Origin of the sequence: Pedobacter sp. MR2016-24 (assembly GCF_026239655.1) — a bacterium.
In the GTDB taxonomy this organism is placed as follows: domain Bacteria; phylum Bacteroidota; class Bacteroidia; order Sphingobacteriales; family Sphingobacteriaceae; genus Pedobacter.
The window spans coordinates 635,753-651,077 of sequence record NZ_JAPIVO010000003.1 but is presented as its reverse complement, the minus strand read 5'-3'; the positions used below and the strand labels follow the sequence as shown (position 1 = coordinate 651,077).

The 15,325-nt window shown below is 41.5% G+C and carries 13 protein-coding genes; 6 read left to right on the top strand and 7 right to left on the bottom strand.

Annotation, left to right across the window (positions count from 1 at the left end):
• The first annotated feature begins 81 nt into the window (after positions 1–81).
• Complete coding sequence (locus OQX62_RS10580; protein ID WP_265831482.1) at positions 82–243, top strand: lmo0937 family membrane protein; 162 nt, start codon at positions 82–84, stop codon at positions 241–243.
• Positions 244–286: 43 nt separating this feature from the next.
• Here the strand turns inward: OQX62_RS10580 and OQX62_RS10575 are convergent, their stop codons facing one another.
• Together OQX62_RS10575 and queA are read right to left on the bottom strand one after the other, a co-directional pair.
• Positions 287–964 (bottom strand): 2-C-methyl-D-erythritol 4-phosphate cytidylyltransferase, encoded by a 678-nt coding sequence (locus OQX62_RS10575; RefSeq protein ID WP_265831480.1) that lies wholly within the window; start codon positions 962–964, stop codon positions 287–289.
• Positions 965–1,038: 74 nt separating this feature from the next.
• Entirely contained in the window at positions 1,039–2,088 is a 1,050-nt protein-coding gene (gene queA, locus OQX62_RS10570; protein ID WP_265831479.1) for a tRNA preQ1(34) S-adenosylmethionine ribosyltransferase-isomerase QueA, read from the bottom strand.
• 143 nt (positions 2,089–2,231) lie between these two features.
• On the opposite strand from queA, the gene OQX62_RS10565 reads away from it, so the two are divergent.
• A complete protein-coding gene (locus OQX62_RS10565) occupies positions 2,232–3,476 on the top strand; it encodes an ABC transporter permease (protein ID WP_265831477.1) in 1,245 nt (414 codons plus the stop codon).
• 399 nt (positions 3,477–3,875) lie between these two features.
• Here OQX62_RS10565 and OQX62_RS10560 read toward each other — a convergent pair whose 3' ends face one another.
• Entirely contained in the window at positions 3,876–5,072 is a 1,197-nt protein-coding gene (locus OQX62_RS10560; protein ID WP_265831476.1) for a pyridoxal phosphate-dependent aminotransferase, read from the bottom strand.
• A 167-nt stretch (positions 5,073–5,239) separates the two neighbouring features.
• Here OQX62_RS10560 and OQX62_RS10555 point away from each other — a divergent pair, with 167 nt between their 5' ends.
• Together OQX62_RS10555 and OQX62_RS10550 are read left to right on the top strand one after the other, a co-directional pair.
• A complete protein-coding gene (locus tag OQX62_RS10555; protein WP_416276560.1) occupies positions 5,240–6,160 on the top strand; it encodes a cation diffusion facilitator family transporter in 921 nt (306 codons plus the stop codon).
• On the top strand, positions 6,157–6,603 hold the full coding sequence (locus tag OQX62_RS10550; protein WP_265831474.1) for an NUDIX domain-containing protein: 447 nt from the start codon (positions 6,157–6,159) through the stop codon (positions 6,601–6,603). Before OQX62_RS10555 ends, OQX62_RS10550 begins: the two co-directional genes overlap by 4 nt.
• Here OQX62_RS10550 and pdeM read toward each other — a convergent pair.
• The 4 genes from pdeM to OQX62_RS10530 are packed head-to-tail and all read right to left on the bottom strand — an operon-like array spanning position 6,600 to position 12,405.
• Complete coding sequence (pdeM, locus tag OQX62_RS10545; RefSeq protein WP_265831473.1) at positions 6,600–7,265, bottom strand: ligase-associated DNA damage response endonuclease PdeM; 666 nt, start codon at positions 7,263–7,265, stop codon at positions 6,600–6,602. The genes OQX62_RS10550 and pdeM overlap by 4 nt on opposite strands.
• Complete coding sequence (locus OQX62_RS10540) at positions 7,219–9,783, bottom strand: ligase-associated DNA damage response DEXH box helicase (RefSeq protein ID WP_265831471.1); 2,565 nt, start codon at positions 9,781–9,783, stop codon at positions 7,219–7,221. The genes pdeM and OQX62_RS10540 overlap by 47 nt, the downstream gene beginning before the upstream one ends.
• 11 nt (positions 9,784–9,794) lie before the next feature.
• The gene (locus OQX62_RS10535; protein ID WP_265831469.1) at positions 9,795–11,387 is read right to left on the bottom strand and encodes an ATP-dependent DNA ligase; all 1,593 of its coding nucleotides are present in this window, start codon (positions 11,385–11,387) and stop codon (positions 9,795–9,797) included.
• A gap of 1 nt (position 11,388) precedes the next feature.
• The gene (locus tag OQX62_RS10530) at positions 11,389–12,405 is read right to left on the bottom strand and encodes a ligase-associated DNA damage response exonuclease (protein ID WP_265831468.1); all 1,017 of its coding nucleotides are present in this window, start codon (positions 12,403–12,405) and stop codon (positions 11,389–11,391) included.
• A gap of 117 nt (positions 12,406–12,522) precedes the next feature.
• Here OQX62_RS10530 and OQX62_RS10525 point away from each other — a divergent pair, with 117 nt between their 5' ends.
• On the top strand, positions 12,523–14,334 hold the full coding sequence (locus tag OQX62_RS10525) for a glycoside hydrolase family 15 protein (RefSeq protein ID WP_265831467.1): 1,812 nt from the start codon (positions 12,523–12,525) through the stop codon (positions 14,332–14,334).
• Positions 14,335–14,345: 11 nt separating this feature from the next.
• Positions 14,346–15,122 (top strand): SDR family NAD(P)-dependent oxidoreductase, encoded by a 777-nt coding sequence (locus tag OQX62_RS10520; RefSeq protein WP_265831466.1) that lies wholly within the window; start codon positions 14,346–14,348, stop codon positions 15,120–15,122.
• Positions 15,123–15,325: the final 203 nt, after the last annotated feature.

Here is a 15,325-nt window from a genome sequence, read left to right as displayed (position 1 = left end):
GATGATTGTTTATGAAATGTCAGGAGTCGTCTACGCTCCTTAATTATTTAATTAACAAATCAAATTTTAAAAATTAAAACTATGGGAAATCTACTTTATTTAGTCGCAGTAATACTTATCTTATTATGGGTATTTGGCTTTTTCTTTCAAGGGTTTGGTCCAAATGCAGGCGGACTGATTCACATCTTACTTGTAATCGCAATCATTGCTATTATCCTTAAAGTTATCAATAGAGCAGCTTAATATATTTACATGCTATAATATATTTAACAGGCTTCTGACCAGATCAGAAGCCTGTTTTGCGTAACAGAAAGGAAGCCAGCTCCAGATCCTGAGGATACGTAATTTTGATATTAGTTCTCTCTCCCTCTACCAGGTTTATACTAAAACCTGCTTTTTCCGCTACTGAGGCATCATCAGTGAAATCATTCCTAAATACCTGTAAATAAGCCTTTCTAAGCTGACTGATCTGAAAGGTCTGCGGTGTTTGGATAAGGAAAAGTTCATCTCTGTTTATCGCTTCCGTTGCATTGGCGGTTGTCTTTCTTCTTACTGAATCTACCGGTTGTATAGCTGCAACGGCATTACCATTTTGTGCTGCCATTTGAAAAGTGCGGAGAATAAGTGAGGCCGAAACCAGCGGTCTTACTGCATCATGAATAGCCACGATACCTTCACCTTCAATCCTGTCCAGTCCATTTTTTACGGAATCGAAACGTTCCTTCCCGCCATCAATCAGTAAATGCGGAATATTAAAATTATAGGTGTCACATAACTCTTTCCAGTACGTTTGCTGGTGTATATTCATGACTAAAATGATGTCAGGATTTAGTACACATTTATGGAACGCTTCCAGTGTATGCATCAAAACAGGACGGTTTTCGATTAATAAAAACTGTTTTGCAACAGTATTCTGCATTCTGTTTCCTGTTCCGCCGGCAACTACAATCGCATAATATCTCATTTTATTTTTTTTACAGATAAAAAAAATAGGAGCGATCAACAAAGATGCTCCTATTTCTATTCAGTGATTTTAAATTAGATGATCAGCATTGCATCACCATAACTGTAGAACCTGTATTTTTCTTTCAGTGCTACTTCATAAGCATTTCTTACGTAGTCATAACCACCAAAAGCACTTACCATCATCAATAAAGTAGATTCAGGCGTGTGGAAGTTGGTAATCATTGAATTTGCTATACTGAAATCATATGGAGGGAAAATGAATTTACTTGTCCAGTCGTTTGCTGGTTTCAGCATTCTTCCCGAAGAAACAGCAGATTCAATTGCACGCATAGAAGTTGTTCCAACAGCACAGATACGTCTTTTTTCGTTTAATGCCTTGTTTACAACATTGGCCTGACTTTCTTCAATAATGAATTGCTCAGAGTCCATTTTATGTTTTGTTAAATCTTCAACTTCAACAGATCTGAATGTACCCAAACCAACATGCAGCGTAACCTCAGCAAAGTTGATACCCTTTAATTCAAGTCGTTTCATCAACTCACGGCTAAAGTGCATGCCTGCTGTAGGAGCAGCGACAGCACCTTCATGTTTAGCGAAGATCGTCTGGTAACGCTCTTTATCCTGTGCAGTAGCTTTACGTTTAATATATTTGGGTAGCGGTGTTTCGCCTAAAATCTCAATGTTTTTTCTGAATTCTTCGTCAGTACCGTCAAATAGGAAACGGATGGTACGTCCACGTGAAGTCGTATTATCTACAACTTCAGCTACCAGCAAATCGTCATCACCAAAATAAAGTTTATTTCCTACGCGGATTTTACGTGCCGGATCTACCAGAACATCCCATAAACGTAATTCTTTATTCAGTTCACGCAATAAAAATACTTCAATTGTTGCGCCTGTTTTTTCTTTATTTCCGTATAAACGAGCCGGGAAAACTTTAGTGTTATTCAAGATCATTACATCCTGATCATCAAAATATTCTAATACATCTTTAAAGATTTTATGTTCAATTTTGCCACTATCTTTATGCAGAACCATTAAACGGGCTTCGTCCCTTTGTTCTGAAGGATTATTGGCAACTAATGATTCAGGCAGATTAAACTTAAATTGAGATAACTTCATGTTTTTGGATAAAAATTATTAAGGGTGCAAATTTACGAATTAAAATGTGTATTAGTGTATATTTATTTATATAGCTAATAACGGATAAAATATACACGATATTACTGTAACCTTTTTACCTACTTTTGGTCTAAACTGCAATTATGATTATAATCAGACTCATAGGGGAAAGCTTCAGGTTCGCCGCTGATGCACTCCGCCAGAATAAATTGCGTACCATGCTCTCTTTATTGGGCATTACTATTGGTATCTTCACCATTATAGCCGTCTTTTCTGGCGTGGATACGCTGAGAAATAAACTGCAGGAAAGTGTAGATAAACTCGGATCAAGTACTTTATTTGTGCAGAAATGGCCATGGGGGGGATTCGGCGATTATCCCTGGTGGAAATACCAGAACAGACCTGATCCGTCTTTGCGTGATTATCAGGCATTAAAAGAGCGTTTAGACCATGTTGACGGAATTTCATATGAAGTGGCTGCGAGCGGAAGAACGGTAAAATACCGGAGTAATTCTGTAGAAGGTGCCACTTTGCATGCCGCTACACAGGATTATGATAAAACATGGACCCTTGATTATGAAGAAGGCAGATATTTCACAGATAATGAAGGCAGGTCCGGCGCTCCGGTAGTCATCCTTGGGGCAGAAATTGCCAACGGATTATTTAACGGAGAGCCTGCTGTAGGTAAAAAGATCAAAGTAATGGGCAGGCGACTGACCGTAGTTGGTGTCTTTAAGAAAGAAGGGGAGGATACCTTTGGCATGTCTCAGGACAATAATTTATTGATCCCACTGAACTATGCTAAAGGATTATTTGATGTTCAGAATGGCAACTATGGTCCGCAAATTACTGTAAGAGGTAAAGAGAATATTGCCTTGGAAGAGGTTGAAAGTGAACTGCAGGGCGCGATGCGTTCCATACACCGTATCAGGCCGGGTGTTGAGGATGATTTTGCCATGAATAAAACTACAATCATTACCAACCAGCTGGATGTGATGTTCAAAATGGTTAAGATCGCAGGCTGGGTAATTGGAGGATTCTCTATCCTGGTAGGCGGTTTCGGGATTGCAAACATCATGTTTGTGTCCGTAAAGGAAAGAACAAATATTATTGGTATTCAAAAATCCTTAGGAGCAAAAAACTACTTTATATTGTTGCAGTTTATGTTTGAAGCAGTCGCACTCTGTGTAATGGGAGGCATATTAGGTTTGTTACTGGTTTATGGACTAACATTGATATTTACCTATGTAATGGAGGTCAAAATAGTTTTATACCTGAGTAATATTATACTGGGTGTGGGGATTTCAGTGATTATCGGTACAATTTCCGGATTCTGGCCTGCATATTCTGCATCAAGACTGGATCCTGTAGAGGCTATTCGGTCTTAGGAAAATCTAAAAAATATGGTGTGTTTATTTTAGCCTGCCAGACGCGGAATTACCTCTGAAGGGCTAAAATAAACACACCATATTTTTTTAAAAATTTCCCATCAACATCAACCGAGGGGTTTTCCTATGCGTTCTGCAAATGGATAATCTTTCAAAAAGAAGCTATACACAATCAAATCTCCCGGGACAATTATAAGCTCCTTCAGATTTCTGTGGTATTCATTAATGCGTCCTGCTACCGGATAATCTTTCAAAAAAAGGGTGATTACATGCAAAGCCTTCAGACGTATTTCCGCGTCTGGCAGCTTTGCATGTAATCACCCTTTTTTAAGCGAAGCCAGGAAAATCTAAAAAAAAATCCCCGGTCAAAAGACCAGGGACCAAAAAGTGTATAATCTCTTAACTCAATTTAGCTAATGATGCTGTAATTCTCTCCGCTGCTTTAACCAATTGGTCTTCAGCTGCTGCATAAGAAAGACGGATACAATCTTCATTCCCAAATGCTTCACCAGTTACTGTAGAAACATTCGCATCATTCAATAAGTAAAGACAAAGCTCCTCAGCGTTGCTGATCGTTTCACCTTCAGCTGTCTTTTTACCAAAAAACGATTTAACTTCCGGAAAGAAGTAAAAGGCGCCATCAGGCAAATTAATCTTAATACCAGGGATTTCTTTCAGCAAACCGTAGAACAAATCTCTGCGTTTTCTGAACTCGTCTTTCATCGCAACAACTGTTTCCAGTCCGTTTTGATAAGCTGCTAATGCTGCACGTTGTGAGATAGAAGAAGTACCAGATGTAATCTGTCCCTGTAATTTATCACATGCATTGGCAATTTCTTTATTTGAAGCCATGTAACCAACTCGCCAGCCCGTCATTGCATAAGCTTTAGAGAAACCGTTGATAATGATTACACGATCTTTAATCGAATCAAATGAAGCTATTGAAGCATGTTTATCTACGAAGTTGATATGCTCATAAATTTCATCTGAAATAATATATACCTGCGGATATTTTTCGAATACTGCAGCAAGGCTGGCCAGTTCTTCATAGCTGTAAACTGACCCCGTAGGATTACATGGAGAAGAGAACATGAACAGTTTCGTATTCGGCGTAATTGCTGCTTCCAGTTGTTCTGCAGTGATCTTAAAGTTGTTCTCTACAGTTGCATTGATGAAAACAGTTTCACCCTCTGCCAGTTTGATCATTTCTGAATAAGATACCCAGTAAGGTGTAGGAACGATGACTTCCTGTCCCGGATCTACCAAACACATTACTGCATTAGCTAATGATTGTTTTGCCCCCGTAGAGACTACAATCTGATCAAAAGTATAAGTTAATCCATTTTCATTCTTCAACTTCTCTACCACAGCTTTCCTTAATTCAGGATATCCGGATACAGGCGTATAGTAAGAATAGTTCTCGTCTATCGCCTTCTTCGCTGCTTCCTTAACATGTTCTGGCGTAAAAAAGTCTGGTTCTCCAAAACTTAAATTAATTACGTCAATCCCTTTAGCGGTGAGCTCTCTGCCCAGCTTGGCCATTTTAATGGTCTGTGATTCTGATAGGTTATTGATTCTTTTAGATAAAAATGTCATGATTGTCTTATAAGAAAGCAAATATAAAAACCTAAGGATATTTTCAACTAAAAAAAATACTTTTTAATGTAATATGATGCCGAAAGCGTATTTTTGTCCCCTAATTACATACTTTGCAACCCAAGAAAAAAGCCATATTAGTCGCACTGTGCATAAGCATCATTCTTATGCTGGCCAAATTTGGTGCATATTTCATTACGCATTCCAATGCCGTTTTAACTGATGCTGCAGAGAGTATCGTTAACGTACTCGCCAGCAGCTTTGCCTTTTACAGTATCTATCTCGCCACTTTACCAAAAGATGAAAACCATCCTTACGGACATGGGAAGGTGGAGTTTTTCTCTGCTTTTGTAGAAGGAGTCCTGATTGGAATTGCCGGACTAATCATTATTTTTAAATCTTCGTACGATCTGATCTTTCCGCGGGAAATTGCCCAGCTTTTTGAAGGAGCGGTGATTATTGGTGCAACAGGTATCGTTAACTTACTTGTAGGTTACTACCTGATTAATGTAGGTAAAAAACACCGGTCACTCACACTGGAAGCCGATGGTAAACATTTGCTGACAGACGCGGTGACAAGTGCCGGGCTGGTGATCGGGCTATTGCTGATTAAGATGACTTCACTCAACTGGCTTGATAGTGTAATTTCTATTCTGCTGGGTATCTACATTGTCTACAATGGCTATAAGCTGACCAGGAAGTCTGTGGGCGGATTGATGGATGAAAGTAATGTGGAACTGGTAAAAACAATTGTCGGCATTTTACAGGATAACCGTCAGGATGCCTGGATTGATGTGCATAATCTCAGGGCGCAGCAATATGGGGCTGATTTGCATATCGACTGCCACATCACACTTCCCTGGTATTATGATTTAAACAAAGTACATACTGAGATCTCAGATATAGATAAAATGATCAACGGTAATGCCGAGCGTACTACCGAACTTTTCATTCACGCAGATCCGTGCTTGCCGGAATGCTGTAATTACTGCAAGCTGCAAAATTGTCCGGTAAGGCAGGAAGCTTTCCATCGGGAAATCCCATGGACGGTGGAGAACGCCACTAAAAATAAAAAACATTTTCAATGAGTTATTTCAATGTAAGAGTCTACGGTTTATTAATCAATGGCAACAATCAGATTTTAATTAGTGATGAACAATCTGGCGGCAGAAGTTTTAGTAAATTTCCCGGGGGCGGACTGGAATATGGTGAAGGCCTTATCGACGCACTGAAGAGGGAATTTGTAGAGGAATGCAATGCGGAAATTGAAGTGCTGAACCATTTTTATACCACTGATTTTTTTGAGAAATCTTCATTTAATGACAGCCAGATCTTAAGTATATATTACCTGGTAAAAGAAGTGAAACCTTTAGAAATGGCCTTTAAAACTGTAGCACTTGATTTTGACGAGGCTTCATTACAATCTTTTCGCTGGGTATCACTCGATGAACTCACTGAAGATGACGTTACTTTCAGAACAGATAAAACTGTAGTAAATCAATTGCTGGCTTTACTGGCACAGGTAGACTAAACGGCTACGACTTTGTTTGGTGTAATCGCATAGAACTGATCACCCTCTTCCGTTTTGATCTTACTCAATCCGGTGAACAAACTGAAAGCAGGTAAAATAGCACAATGGGCCCCAAAATAAAAACATGGCAGTCTCAGCTTTTGTCTGGATTTTCCATAAACGGTAATGCCCGGATGGATATGACCGGTAATATTATAATATTCATCCGCTTTTTCGGGCTGGTCATGCACAAAGCGAAAAGGAAAACACAATAGTTCTTCAGGATGGATTTCTATATCCAGTCCTGCATAGTCTGCCGCTTTTAAAATATCGTGATTCCCTTTGACCAGGATGATCTTTAACAGCGGATATTGTGTTCTCCAGCTTTTAAAGCTGTCTATATCGCTATTGATTTTGTGGTGAAACATATCACCCGTAACCAATAATATTTCCGGGGAAAATTCTGCAAGTACGCCCGATAATTTCTGCAGATCGTTATCACTGATAGTGGACGGCACCTGTATTCCCGCCTGCCTGAAAGTGGCAGATTTACCGAGGTGCAAATCGCTGATGATCAGCATTTTTTTTGAGGCCCAGTAAATTGCCCTGTCTTTACTTAATATTAGTATTTCTCCCTTACAATTGATGGTCATTCTTTCTTCTTCTGCTCCCTGGCTTAGCATCTGCTTTTTCTGCTTCTGCCGTCATCCTTGCTATTCTTTCTCCTAATTCCTCCGTACTCATATTTTCCCTTAAACTATCTACCTTGATTGGGAAACACAAAGGGGTATAACTCTCCGCTTTTACGATAATGACCTTGCTGGCCTGAATCCTGTGCAAGGCAGCTGCCAGTCTCGGTTCTTCTATCTGTTGATAAAAAGCCTCATCATAAGCTTGCCGCAATAATAAGTTATGTTTATCATAATCACTAAAAACATTGAAAAATAATCCTGACGAAGACTGCAGGTGCCGGTTCGCCACATACTTGCCGGGATATCCCTGAAACACCAATCCTGAAATGCAGGCAATATCCCGGAACTTACGTCGCGCCATTTCTGTAGAATTGATACTCGCTACAATGTCCTCCCCAAGGTTAAGCGGGCTAAATAGATCTTTGATATTTTCTTCATCCAGCGGAATTGGCTGCTCACTCAGCAGCTCAAATCCGTAGTCATTCATTGCAATAGAAAAGGTGATGGGCTTAAGTCTTCCCAAACGATAGGCGATCAGTGCCGCCAGCACTTCATGCACCTGCCTGCCTTCAAAAGGATAGGCGAAAAAATGATGACCATCCCTGGTCTTGATCAGTTCTATCAGGAATTCATCATCTTTGGGCACGTGAGAAACCTTGGCTTGTCGTTCAAATAAAGGTAAAACAATATCCAGCTCTTCGTCCTGATGGTTTTTATCCAGGGTTTCATTGTATTTTTTCCTCAGGATCACCCCCAGATTGGCCGATAATGACATCCTGCCGCCCATCCAGCTGGGAGTGATTGCACTTTTGAGTTTACTTTTCCGTACCAGCACTGTCATCTCCTTGACCATTACAAATTCAAGTACCCTGCCTGCCAGTGTAAAGCTATTGCCGGGTTTTATCTTCGAGATAAAAGATTCTTCCAGCATACCTACATATCCGCCGGTCAGGTATTTCACTTTGACCATGGCATCACTTACTATAGTACCAATGTGCAAGCGGTGCCGCATAGCGATTTGTCTGCTCTTCACTTTCCATAATCCTTCTTCGAGCTCTACTTTATTAAATTCATTATAGGCTGTCAGGCTATCCCCGCCAGTGGTGATGAATTGCATCATCCAGCTCCATTCTGCCGCTTCGAGTTCACGGAAGGCGTGGGTTTCTTTTACTTCTGCGTAGATCTTTTTATCATCAAACCCATCTCCAACCGCCAGGGTAACCAGGTATTGAATCAGTGTGTCGAAGGCCATAATTACGGGCTCGCGACTCTCTATATTATTTGTTTTTGCAGCCTCTTTAATGGCTGCTGCTTCCACCAGTTCCAGCGCATGCGTAGGCAGGAAGTATATTTTGGAGGTTTCGTGAGGAGAGTGACCACTACGACCAGCGCGCTGCAGAAAGCGGGCGACACCCTTGGGTGAACCGATCTGCACTACTGTATCTACCGGCTTGAAGTCGACCCCAAGATCTAATGAAGAAGTGCTGATTACTGCTTTCAGTACACCAGTATGGATCGCATCTTCAATCCAGTTGCGCAATTCATAATCTATAGATCCATGATGAATGGCGATCTGGCCCGCCAGGTTTTCATCCAGCTTTAAGAGGTTCTGATACCAGAGTTCCGCCTGTCCGCGCGTATTGCAAAAAATCAATGTGGTTTTGCTCCTGGCAATAATCGGCAATAGTTTGTGCGCCAGTTTGTGACCCAGGTGACCTGCCCATGGGAGCATATCAATATGATCAGGCAGTATAGACCTGATCTCTATTTTCTTTTCAATATCTGCTACAACAATGGTTTTAAGCACATCAGGATAAGGGACCAATACATCCAAAGCCTGTTCCATATTGCCTATTGTTGCCGAAATTCCCCAGATTCTCAGTAATCTCTCCGGGTGTTTTTCATAGACCAGACCCTTGATCCTGGAAATAGCCAGCTCCGCCATCACACCTCTTTTACTGCCTAAAAGCTCATGCCATTCGTCCGCAACGATACATTGCAGTTCATCAAAATAGTCGGACGTATTTTTCTGTGCCAGCAATAAATGCATACTTTCTGGTGTAATAATCAGCACTTCAGGCATCTGTTTCTTCTGTTTCAGTTTTTCACTCTGCGCAGTATCTCCATTTCTGACGCCTACATGCCAATCGATTTCCAGTTCTGTGCAGACTTCAGTCATTGCTCTGGCTAAATCTTTAGCAAGAGAACGTAAGGGAGTAATCCAGATTAACTTTAATCCATATGCTTTTTTACTTTTTGCAGCGGACTTTTTACTGTTTTTTGCTGGTTTTGTATCCTTTTTTTGATCTGCGCGGCTATTCAGTTCATCTATCAGCACCGCTAAAAACATGGAAAATGTCTTTCCAAATCCTGTTGGCGCATTTACCAGTCCGCTATATCCTTCTGCATAATATGCCCATGCGTCAGTTTGAAATTTAAAAGGCTTCTTTTTGCTGCTTTTCAGCCATTTGATCACCTGCTTATAACCCTTACTTTGCTCTAATTCCATATGTGATGCTGTTAAAGGGTAGAAGCCAGCAGCTGTCTTAAATCATCCAGTGTATTTATTTCTGCTGCTTTTTTATCTTTTCGCCAGCGGGCGATACGTGGGAAACGCAGTGCTAAACCTGCTTTATGTCTTTTACTTTCAGCGATTCCTTCAAATGCAATTTCAAAAACCAACTCCGGCTTTACGGTACGCACGGGACCAAATTTTTCAATGGCATTCTTTTTAACAAAGGAGTCCACCTCTTTAATTTCCTTATCTGTTAATCCGGAATAGGCTTTGGCTACAGTAATCAGCTGCTCACCATCACGAACTGCGAAAGTGTAATCCGTAAAAAAGTTGGCCCTTCTGCCGCTTCCTTTCTGCGCATAAATCATTACTGTATCCACCGTGTAGGGATTGATCTTCCATTTCCACCAGTCGCCCCTCTTTCTGCCGCTATGATATAAGGAATCCAGCTTTTTGAGCATAATGCCCTCACTGTTATTTTCCCTGGAGCCTTTCCTGATTTCTGCCAGCTCATCCCAGTCCGAAAAGGTAATGACGGGCGAGAGGATGGCGACATCTTTATTCCGTAAGCCGGACATAATCTCTTCCAGTAAACGCCTCCGCTCTGCCATAGTTTCGCCTCTTAAATCTCTTCCCTGATATTCCAGTAAGTCGTAAGTAAAGAAGCCGATTGGTGCATCGTTCAATTGCGATTTATTAATGGTCTTCCGGTTTAAGCGCTGTTGCAGAATACTAAAGGCCTGTACATTTCCATCTTTTACAGAAAGTATTTCTCCATCAAGGACTGTTCCGTCCGGTAGGTCTTCCTGCAGAAAATGCAATTCCGGAAACTGATCGGTAACCAGCTCTTCACCGCGCGACCAGATAAAGAGTTCTCCATTGCGTTTTACAATTTGTCCGCGGATACCGTCCCATTTCCATTCTGCCTGCCATGCAGCAGGTTCACTTAAACTTGCGGGTTCATTTTCCAGTGCATAAGCTAAGCAAAAGGGGTATGGCCAGGAATTATCGGTATTTACATGTGCACCGGCAATCAGTTCCTGATAGGTAATTTCCTCAGGTTTCCATTTCCCCATGATGCTGTGCATGATTTTGTTGCTCTCGGTATTGCTTTGTTTGGAAATAGCATTGACCAGCATTTTATTCGATACACCAATCCTGAAATTACCGGATATTAATTTATTAAAGATGAAACGTTCCTGTGTATCCAGGCTATCCCATGCTTTTAAAATATATTCTTTTTTTGCTGCATCGTCTTTCCCGTTCAGCGCTGCCAGCTCATTGATCCATTCGTGAAGTTTTCTATCTGAAGTGTACGTTGCCGGTGGCAGAACCAAAGCTATAGTCTCGCTTAAATCACCCACACTATGGTAACTTTCAGCAAATAGCCATGCCGGAACTGCACTCAGCTCAATTGCCCATTCTTTAATCAGCGCTGTTGTTACTGGTCGCCGCGGCTTTTTACCAGTAAACATGGCAATCACAAAGGGTTTGTCCTGTTCATCGGCCGTACTGAAATAATCAACAAGCGCAGCAATCTTATCATTGGTCTTGTTACTCATTTCGAGTTGCTGTATCAATTCTGTGAACCTTTTCAAATTACGCTTCTTTAGTTAGTATTTCTTTTTCTTCCTCTTCTTCATTGCCATAACGTGTAACCACTTCCTCGGAAGCAATGCCAATCTCATTCAGGTATTTGGAAAACGTCGACACAAAACCGTGAGTGACAAATACTTTTTCTGCTTCGGTTGCTTTGATGGCAGAGAGCAGACCGGGCCAGTCAGCATGATCACTCAGTGCAAAACCTGCATCAGCAGATCTCCATCTTCTGCTTGCCCTCACCTGCATCCAGCCAGAGCACACACCCGTTGCCGCACTTTGCAGACTTTTCATCCACTTCCCATCTGCCAGCGCGGGTGGAACAATCACAATCCCTTTTTGCAATTCCTCCTTTTTAAGTTCGGGAGTAATGCGGATAGTCTCCGGTAAATCCACCCCGGCCCTGATAAATCCTTCATTCAGGTTAGCGATAGAATTGTGGACATAGATGGGGACGTCACCCGCCAGATTTTTGATCAGCCGCTGTGCTTTGCCGAGACTATAGGCCACCAACACGCTGGTTTTTAGCTTGTCGTGGTTGTCAGACACCCAATCACGGATCTGCTGAAATACAATATCCTGCGGCAGCCATTTATATATAGGTAGTCCGAATGTGCTCTCAGAAACGAAAGTATGGCATTTTACAGGTTCAAATTCAGTACTTATACCATCATATTCTACCTTGTAATCACCCGATATTACACAGATCTCGCCTTTATATTCCAACCTGATTTGTGAGGAACCAATCACATGTCCCGCCGGGAAAAGGCTTACTTTAACGCCGTTAATACTGAGCTCTTCATTATAGGGAAGGGTTTGAATATTCAGATCAGCACCAAGCCGCTGGTTAAGTATAGGTTTGGTGAGTTCATGACACAAGTATGCTTTGTTGCCCCATTTTACATGGTCAGCATGTCCGTGTGTCGTTACAGCCAAATCAACTGGCCGCCATGGGTCGATGTAAAAATCGCCCTGCTTGCAGTAAATACCCTTATTCGTAAATGTTATCAATGCCATCTCAGGTTACAACAACTGTATTGTAAATAAAGTTTGAGCCGAAAGCTTCGGTAACAGAATAGTAGATGAAGGGCATAAAATCAAACATAAAATGCGTTTTCAGGTTTCTTATAACATATGATCAAAAAACCAAAGTATTTACCAATTGAAGATTATGGGGTGATCGGTAATATGAAAACAGTAGCCCTGGTTTCTATGCTGGGGTCGGTCGACTTCATGTGTTTTCCTGATTTCGATTCTCCATCTGTTTTTGCCAGTCTCCTGGATCAGCAAAATGGGGGAAGTTTTTCTATCACTCCACAGTTTGACACTTTTAAAACTAAACAACTCTATCTGCCTGGCACAGCTGTGCTGTTAACGAGATTTTTTTCAGACGATGGTATTGCTGAGCTGACTGATTATATGCCAGTAAAGGGGATGGCCGAAAATAGTATTTGTGCAATTGTGCGCCGGGTAAAAACGATCCGTGGTAACATTACTTATAAAATCAATTGTGCACCAAGGTTTGATTATGGGAAGGCGACACATGAAATAGAAAAAAGTGCTAAGAATGACCTGCGCTTTACGGCGATTAATGATGGCGACTCGATGGTACGCCTGATAGCTGATTTCCCGTTAAAGTTTGCTGAGCAGGATGGCTATGCAGAAATCACTGTAAAAGAAGGGGAAGAACACTGGATTGTACTGGAGTCTGTCAAAAAAGGGGAGACCGACAATCTGAAAGACATTGAGTTTTATCAAAACTGTACTTATCAGGAAACAGTAGAATATTGGAAGGGATGGAGTAGTAAGTCGACCTACAAAGGGAGATGGCCGGATCTGGTATCACGTTCTGCAATTACACTGAAGTTACTCACTTCTGCATCTCATGGTTCTATGGTAGCTGCGGCTACCTTTAGTATCCCTGAAACGTTAGATGGAGACAGGAACTGGGATTATCGCTTTACCTGGATCCGTGATGCCGCTTTCACGATGTACGCTTTTCTAAGACTCGGTTTCAGGGAAGAAGCTGCCCGTTTTTTACACTGGATTCATGAAAGGTCGGGCGAGGACATGTTACGCCTGATGTATGCCATAGATGGTAAATCGGTCATCGAGGAAGAGGAACTGAAACACATGGAAGGGTATATGGGCGCTGGTCCGGTTCGTATCGGTAATGCGGCTAAAGATCAGTTGCAGCTGGATATTTACGGTGAACTGATTGATACTATCTATATCTATAATAAAAACTATGCTAAGATTAACTATGAGCTTTGGCAGACGGTGCAAAAGCATATTACTTGTGTAGTAGATAACTGGGAAAAACCGGATCATGGCATATGGGAGTTCAGAAATGGCAAAAAGCATTTTCTGCATACGCGTTTAATGTGCTGGGTGGCGATGGACAGGGCGATCAAGATTGCAACCGACCGCTCTTTTCCTTATCCGGAGCAGGAATGGAAAGAGGTACGTGACCAGATCTATAAGGATATCTATGAGAATTTCTGGAATGAGAAATTAGGTGCCTGGGAACAGTATAAAGGATCTGATAGTGTGGATGCATCGGCTTTACTTATGCCTCTGGTTCATTTTATCACGCCAGATGAACCCCGATGGATAGCGACGTTGAAAGTGATCGAAGAGAAGCTGAGCACTGATGTCCTGATCTACAGATATGACAATGCGGAAGAGCAGGATGGATTAAGTGGAGAAGAGGGAACGTTCAATATGTGTTCGTTCTGGTTTATTGAGGCATTGGCGAAAAATAAAGAAACAGATAAGGCACTGGAATATTTTGAAAAAATGACGGGTTATGCCAACCATCTTGGTCTGTTCAGCGAACAGATAGGAAAAAAAGGCGAGCACCTGGGGAATTTTCCTCAGGCATTTACTCACCTGGCATTGATCAGTGCCGCACTGGAACTGGATAAACAATTGGATAGAGTATAATTAGGTAAAATATGAAAAAGCTGGAAAATAAAACTGCTTTGGTGACGGGATCTGATTCAGGAATCGGCCTGGCAATAGCACTGGAATTTGCAAAAAATGGTGCAAATGTAATTGTTTGTTATCATAGCAAGAAAGAACGCGCAAAAGACGCTTTTGAACAGGTAAAAGCAGTGGGTGGTAAAGTGAAGCTGATTAATCTTGATGTCAGTTCAGAAAAAGATGTAGAGAAAAAGCTGGATCAGGTAATTAAGGAATTCTCCGGTATCGATATACTGGTGAATAACTCGGGGGTAAATGGCTCTGGTATTCCGATTGATGAAATGGATACGAAAACATTTGACACCACCATCCGTACTAATTTATATGGTACTTTCTTCTGCAGCCGAAAATTCATACAGCACAGGAAGTCTGAAGGAAAACCCGGAAAGATTATTAATATCTCGTCTGTGCATGAAGAAATTACGGCGCCCGGAAATGGTGACTATAATGCGTCGAAAGCGGGGATCCGAAACCTGATGCGTACGCTGGCACTGGAAGTGGCTCCTTTCGGGATCAATGTAAATAATATTGCTCCCGGGATGATTTTGACACCAATGAACCAGAAAGCAGTGGATGATGACAAAGTCAGAAAAAAAGCGGAGAAGAATATTCCTTTGGGAAGAGCGGGGCGTCCTGAAGAGATCGGATATCTGGCTTTATTTCTGGCTTCTGCTGAGGCGGATTATGTAACGGGGAGTACTTATGTAATGGATGGGGGGTTGATGATTAACATCGGACAGGGGGCTTAAAAAAAATGGAAGGTTATTTTTCGACTGCCTGTCTTTTGCTGCGCAAAACATAGGAGGCCAAAAAATAACCTTCCATTTTTTTTATTAAACCAAGTGTGTACAATTTAAATCTGAGGGAGATAGACGGGGACAGGAGGTTTAAAATAAACCAAGCCTGTACAACGTGAATTTGTGAGGGCAGACGGTGGTATTTGACTGATAGT

Bases quoted from the DNA above. Each gene is read 5' to 3' on its own strand.
- OQX62_RS10580 (WP_265831482.1), top strand. From the start codon at position 82: ATGGGAAATCTACTTTATTTAGTCGCAGTAATACTTATCTTATTATGG.
- OQX62_RS10575 (WP_265831480.1), bottom strand. From the start codon at position 964: ATGAGATATTATGCGATTGTAGTTGCCGGCGGAACAGGAAACAGAATG.
- queA (WP_265831479.1), bottom strand. From the start codon at position 2,088: ATGAAGTTATCTCAATTTAAGTTTAATCTGCCTGAATCATTAGTTGCC.
- OQX62_RS10565 (WP_265831477.1), top strand. From the start codon at position 2,232: ATGATTATAATCAGACTCATAGGGGAAAGCTTCAGGTTCGCCGCTGAT.
- OQX62_RS10560 (WP_265831476.1), bottom strand. From the start codon at position 5,072: ATGACATTTTTATCTAAAAGAATCAATAACCTATCAGAATCACAGACC.
- OQX62_RS10555 (WP_416276560.1), top strand. From the start codon at position 5,240: ATGCTGGCCAAATTTGGTGCATATTTCATTACGCATTCCAATGCCGTT.
- OQX62_RS10550 (WP_265831474.1), top strand. From the start codon at position 6,157: ATGAGTTATTTCAATGTAAGAGTCTACGGTTTATTAATCAATGGCAAC.
- pdeM (WP_265831473.1), bottom strand. From the start codon at position 7,265: ATGCTAAGCCAGGGAGCAGAAGAAGAAAGAATGACCATCAATTGTAAG.
- OQX62_RS10540 (WP_265831471.1), bottom strand. From the start codon at position 9,783: ATGGAATTAGAGCAAAGTAAGGGTTATAAGCAGGTGATCAAATGGCTG.
- OQX62_RS10530 (WP_265831468.1), bottom strand. From the start codon at position 12,405: ATGGCATTGATAACATTTACGAATAAGGGTATTTACTGCAAGCAGGGC.
- OQX62_RS10525 (WP_265831467.1), top strand. From the start codon at position 12,523: ATGATCAAAAAACCAAAGTATTTACCAATTGAAGATTATGGGGTGATC.
- OQX62_RS10520 (WP_265831466.1), top strand. From the start codon at position 14,346: ATGAAAAAGCTGGAAAATAAAACTGCTTTGGTGACGGGATCTGATTCA.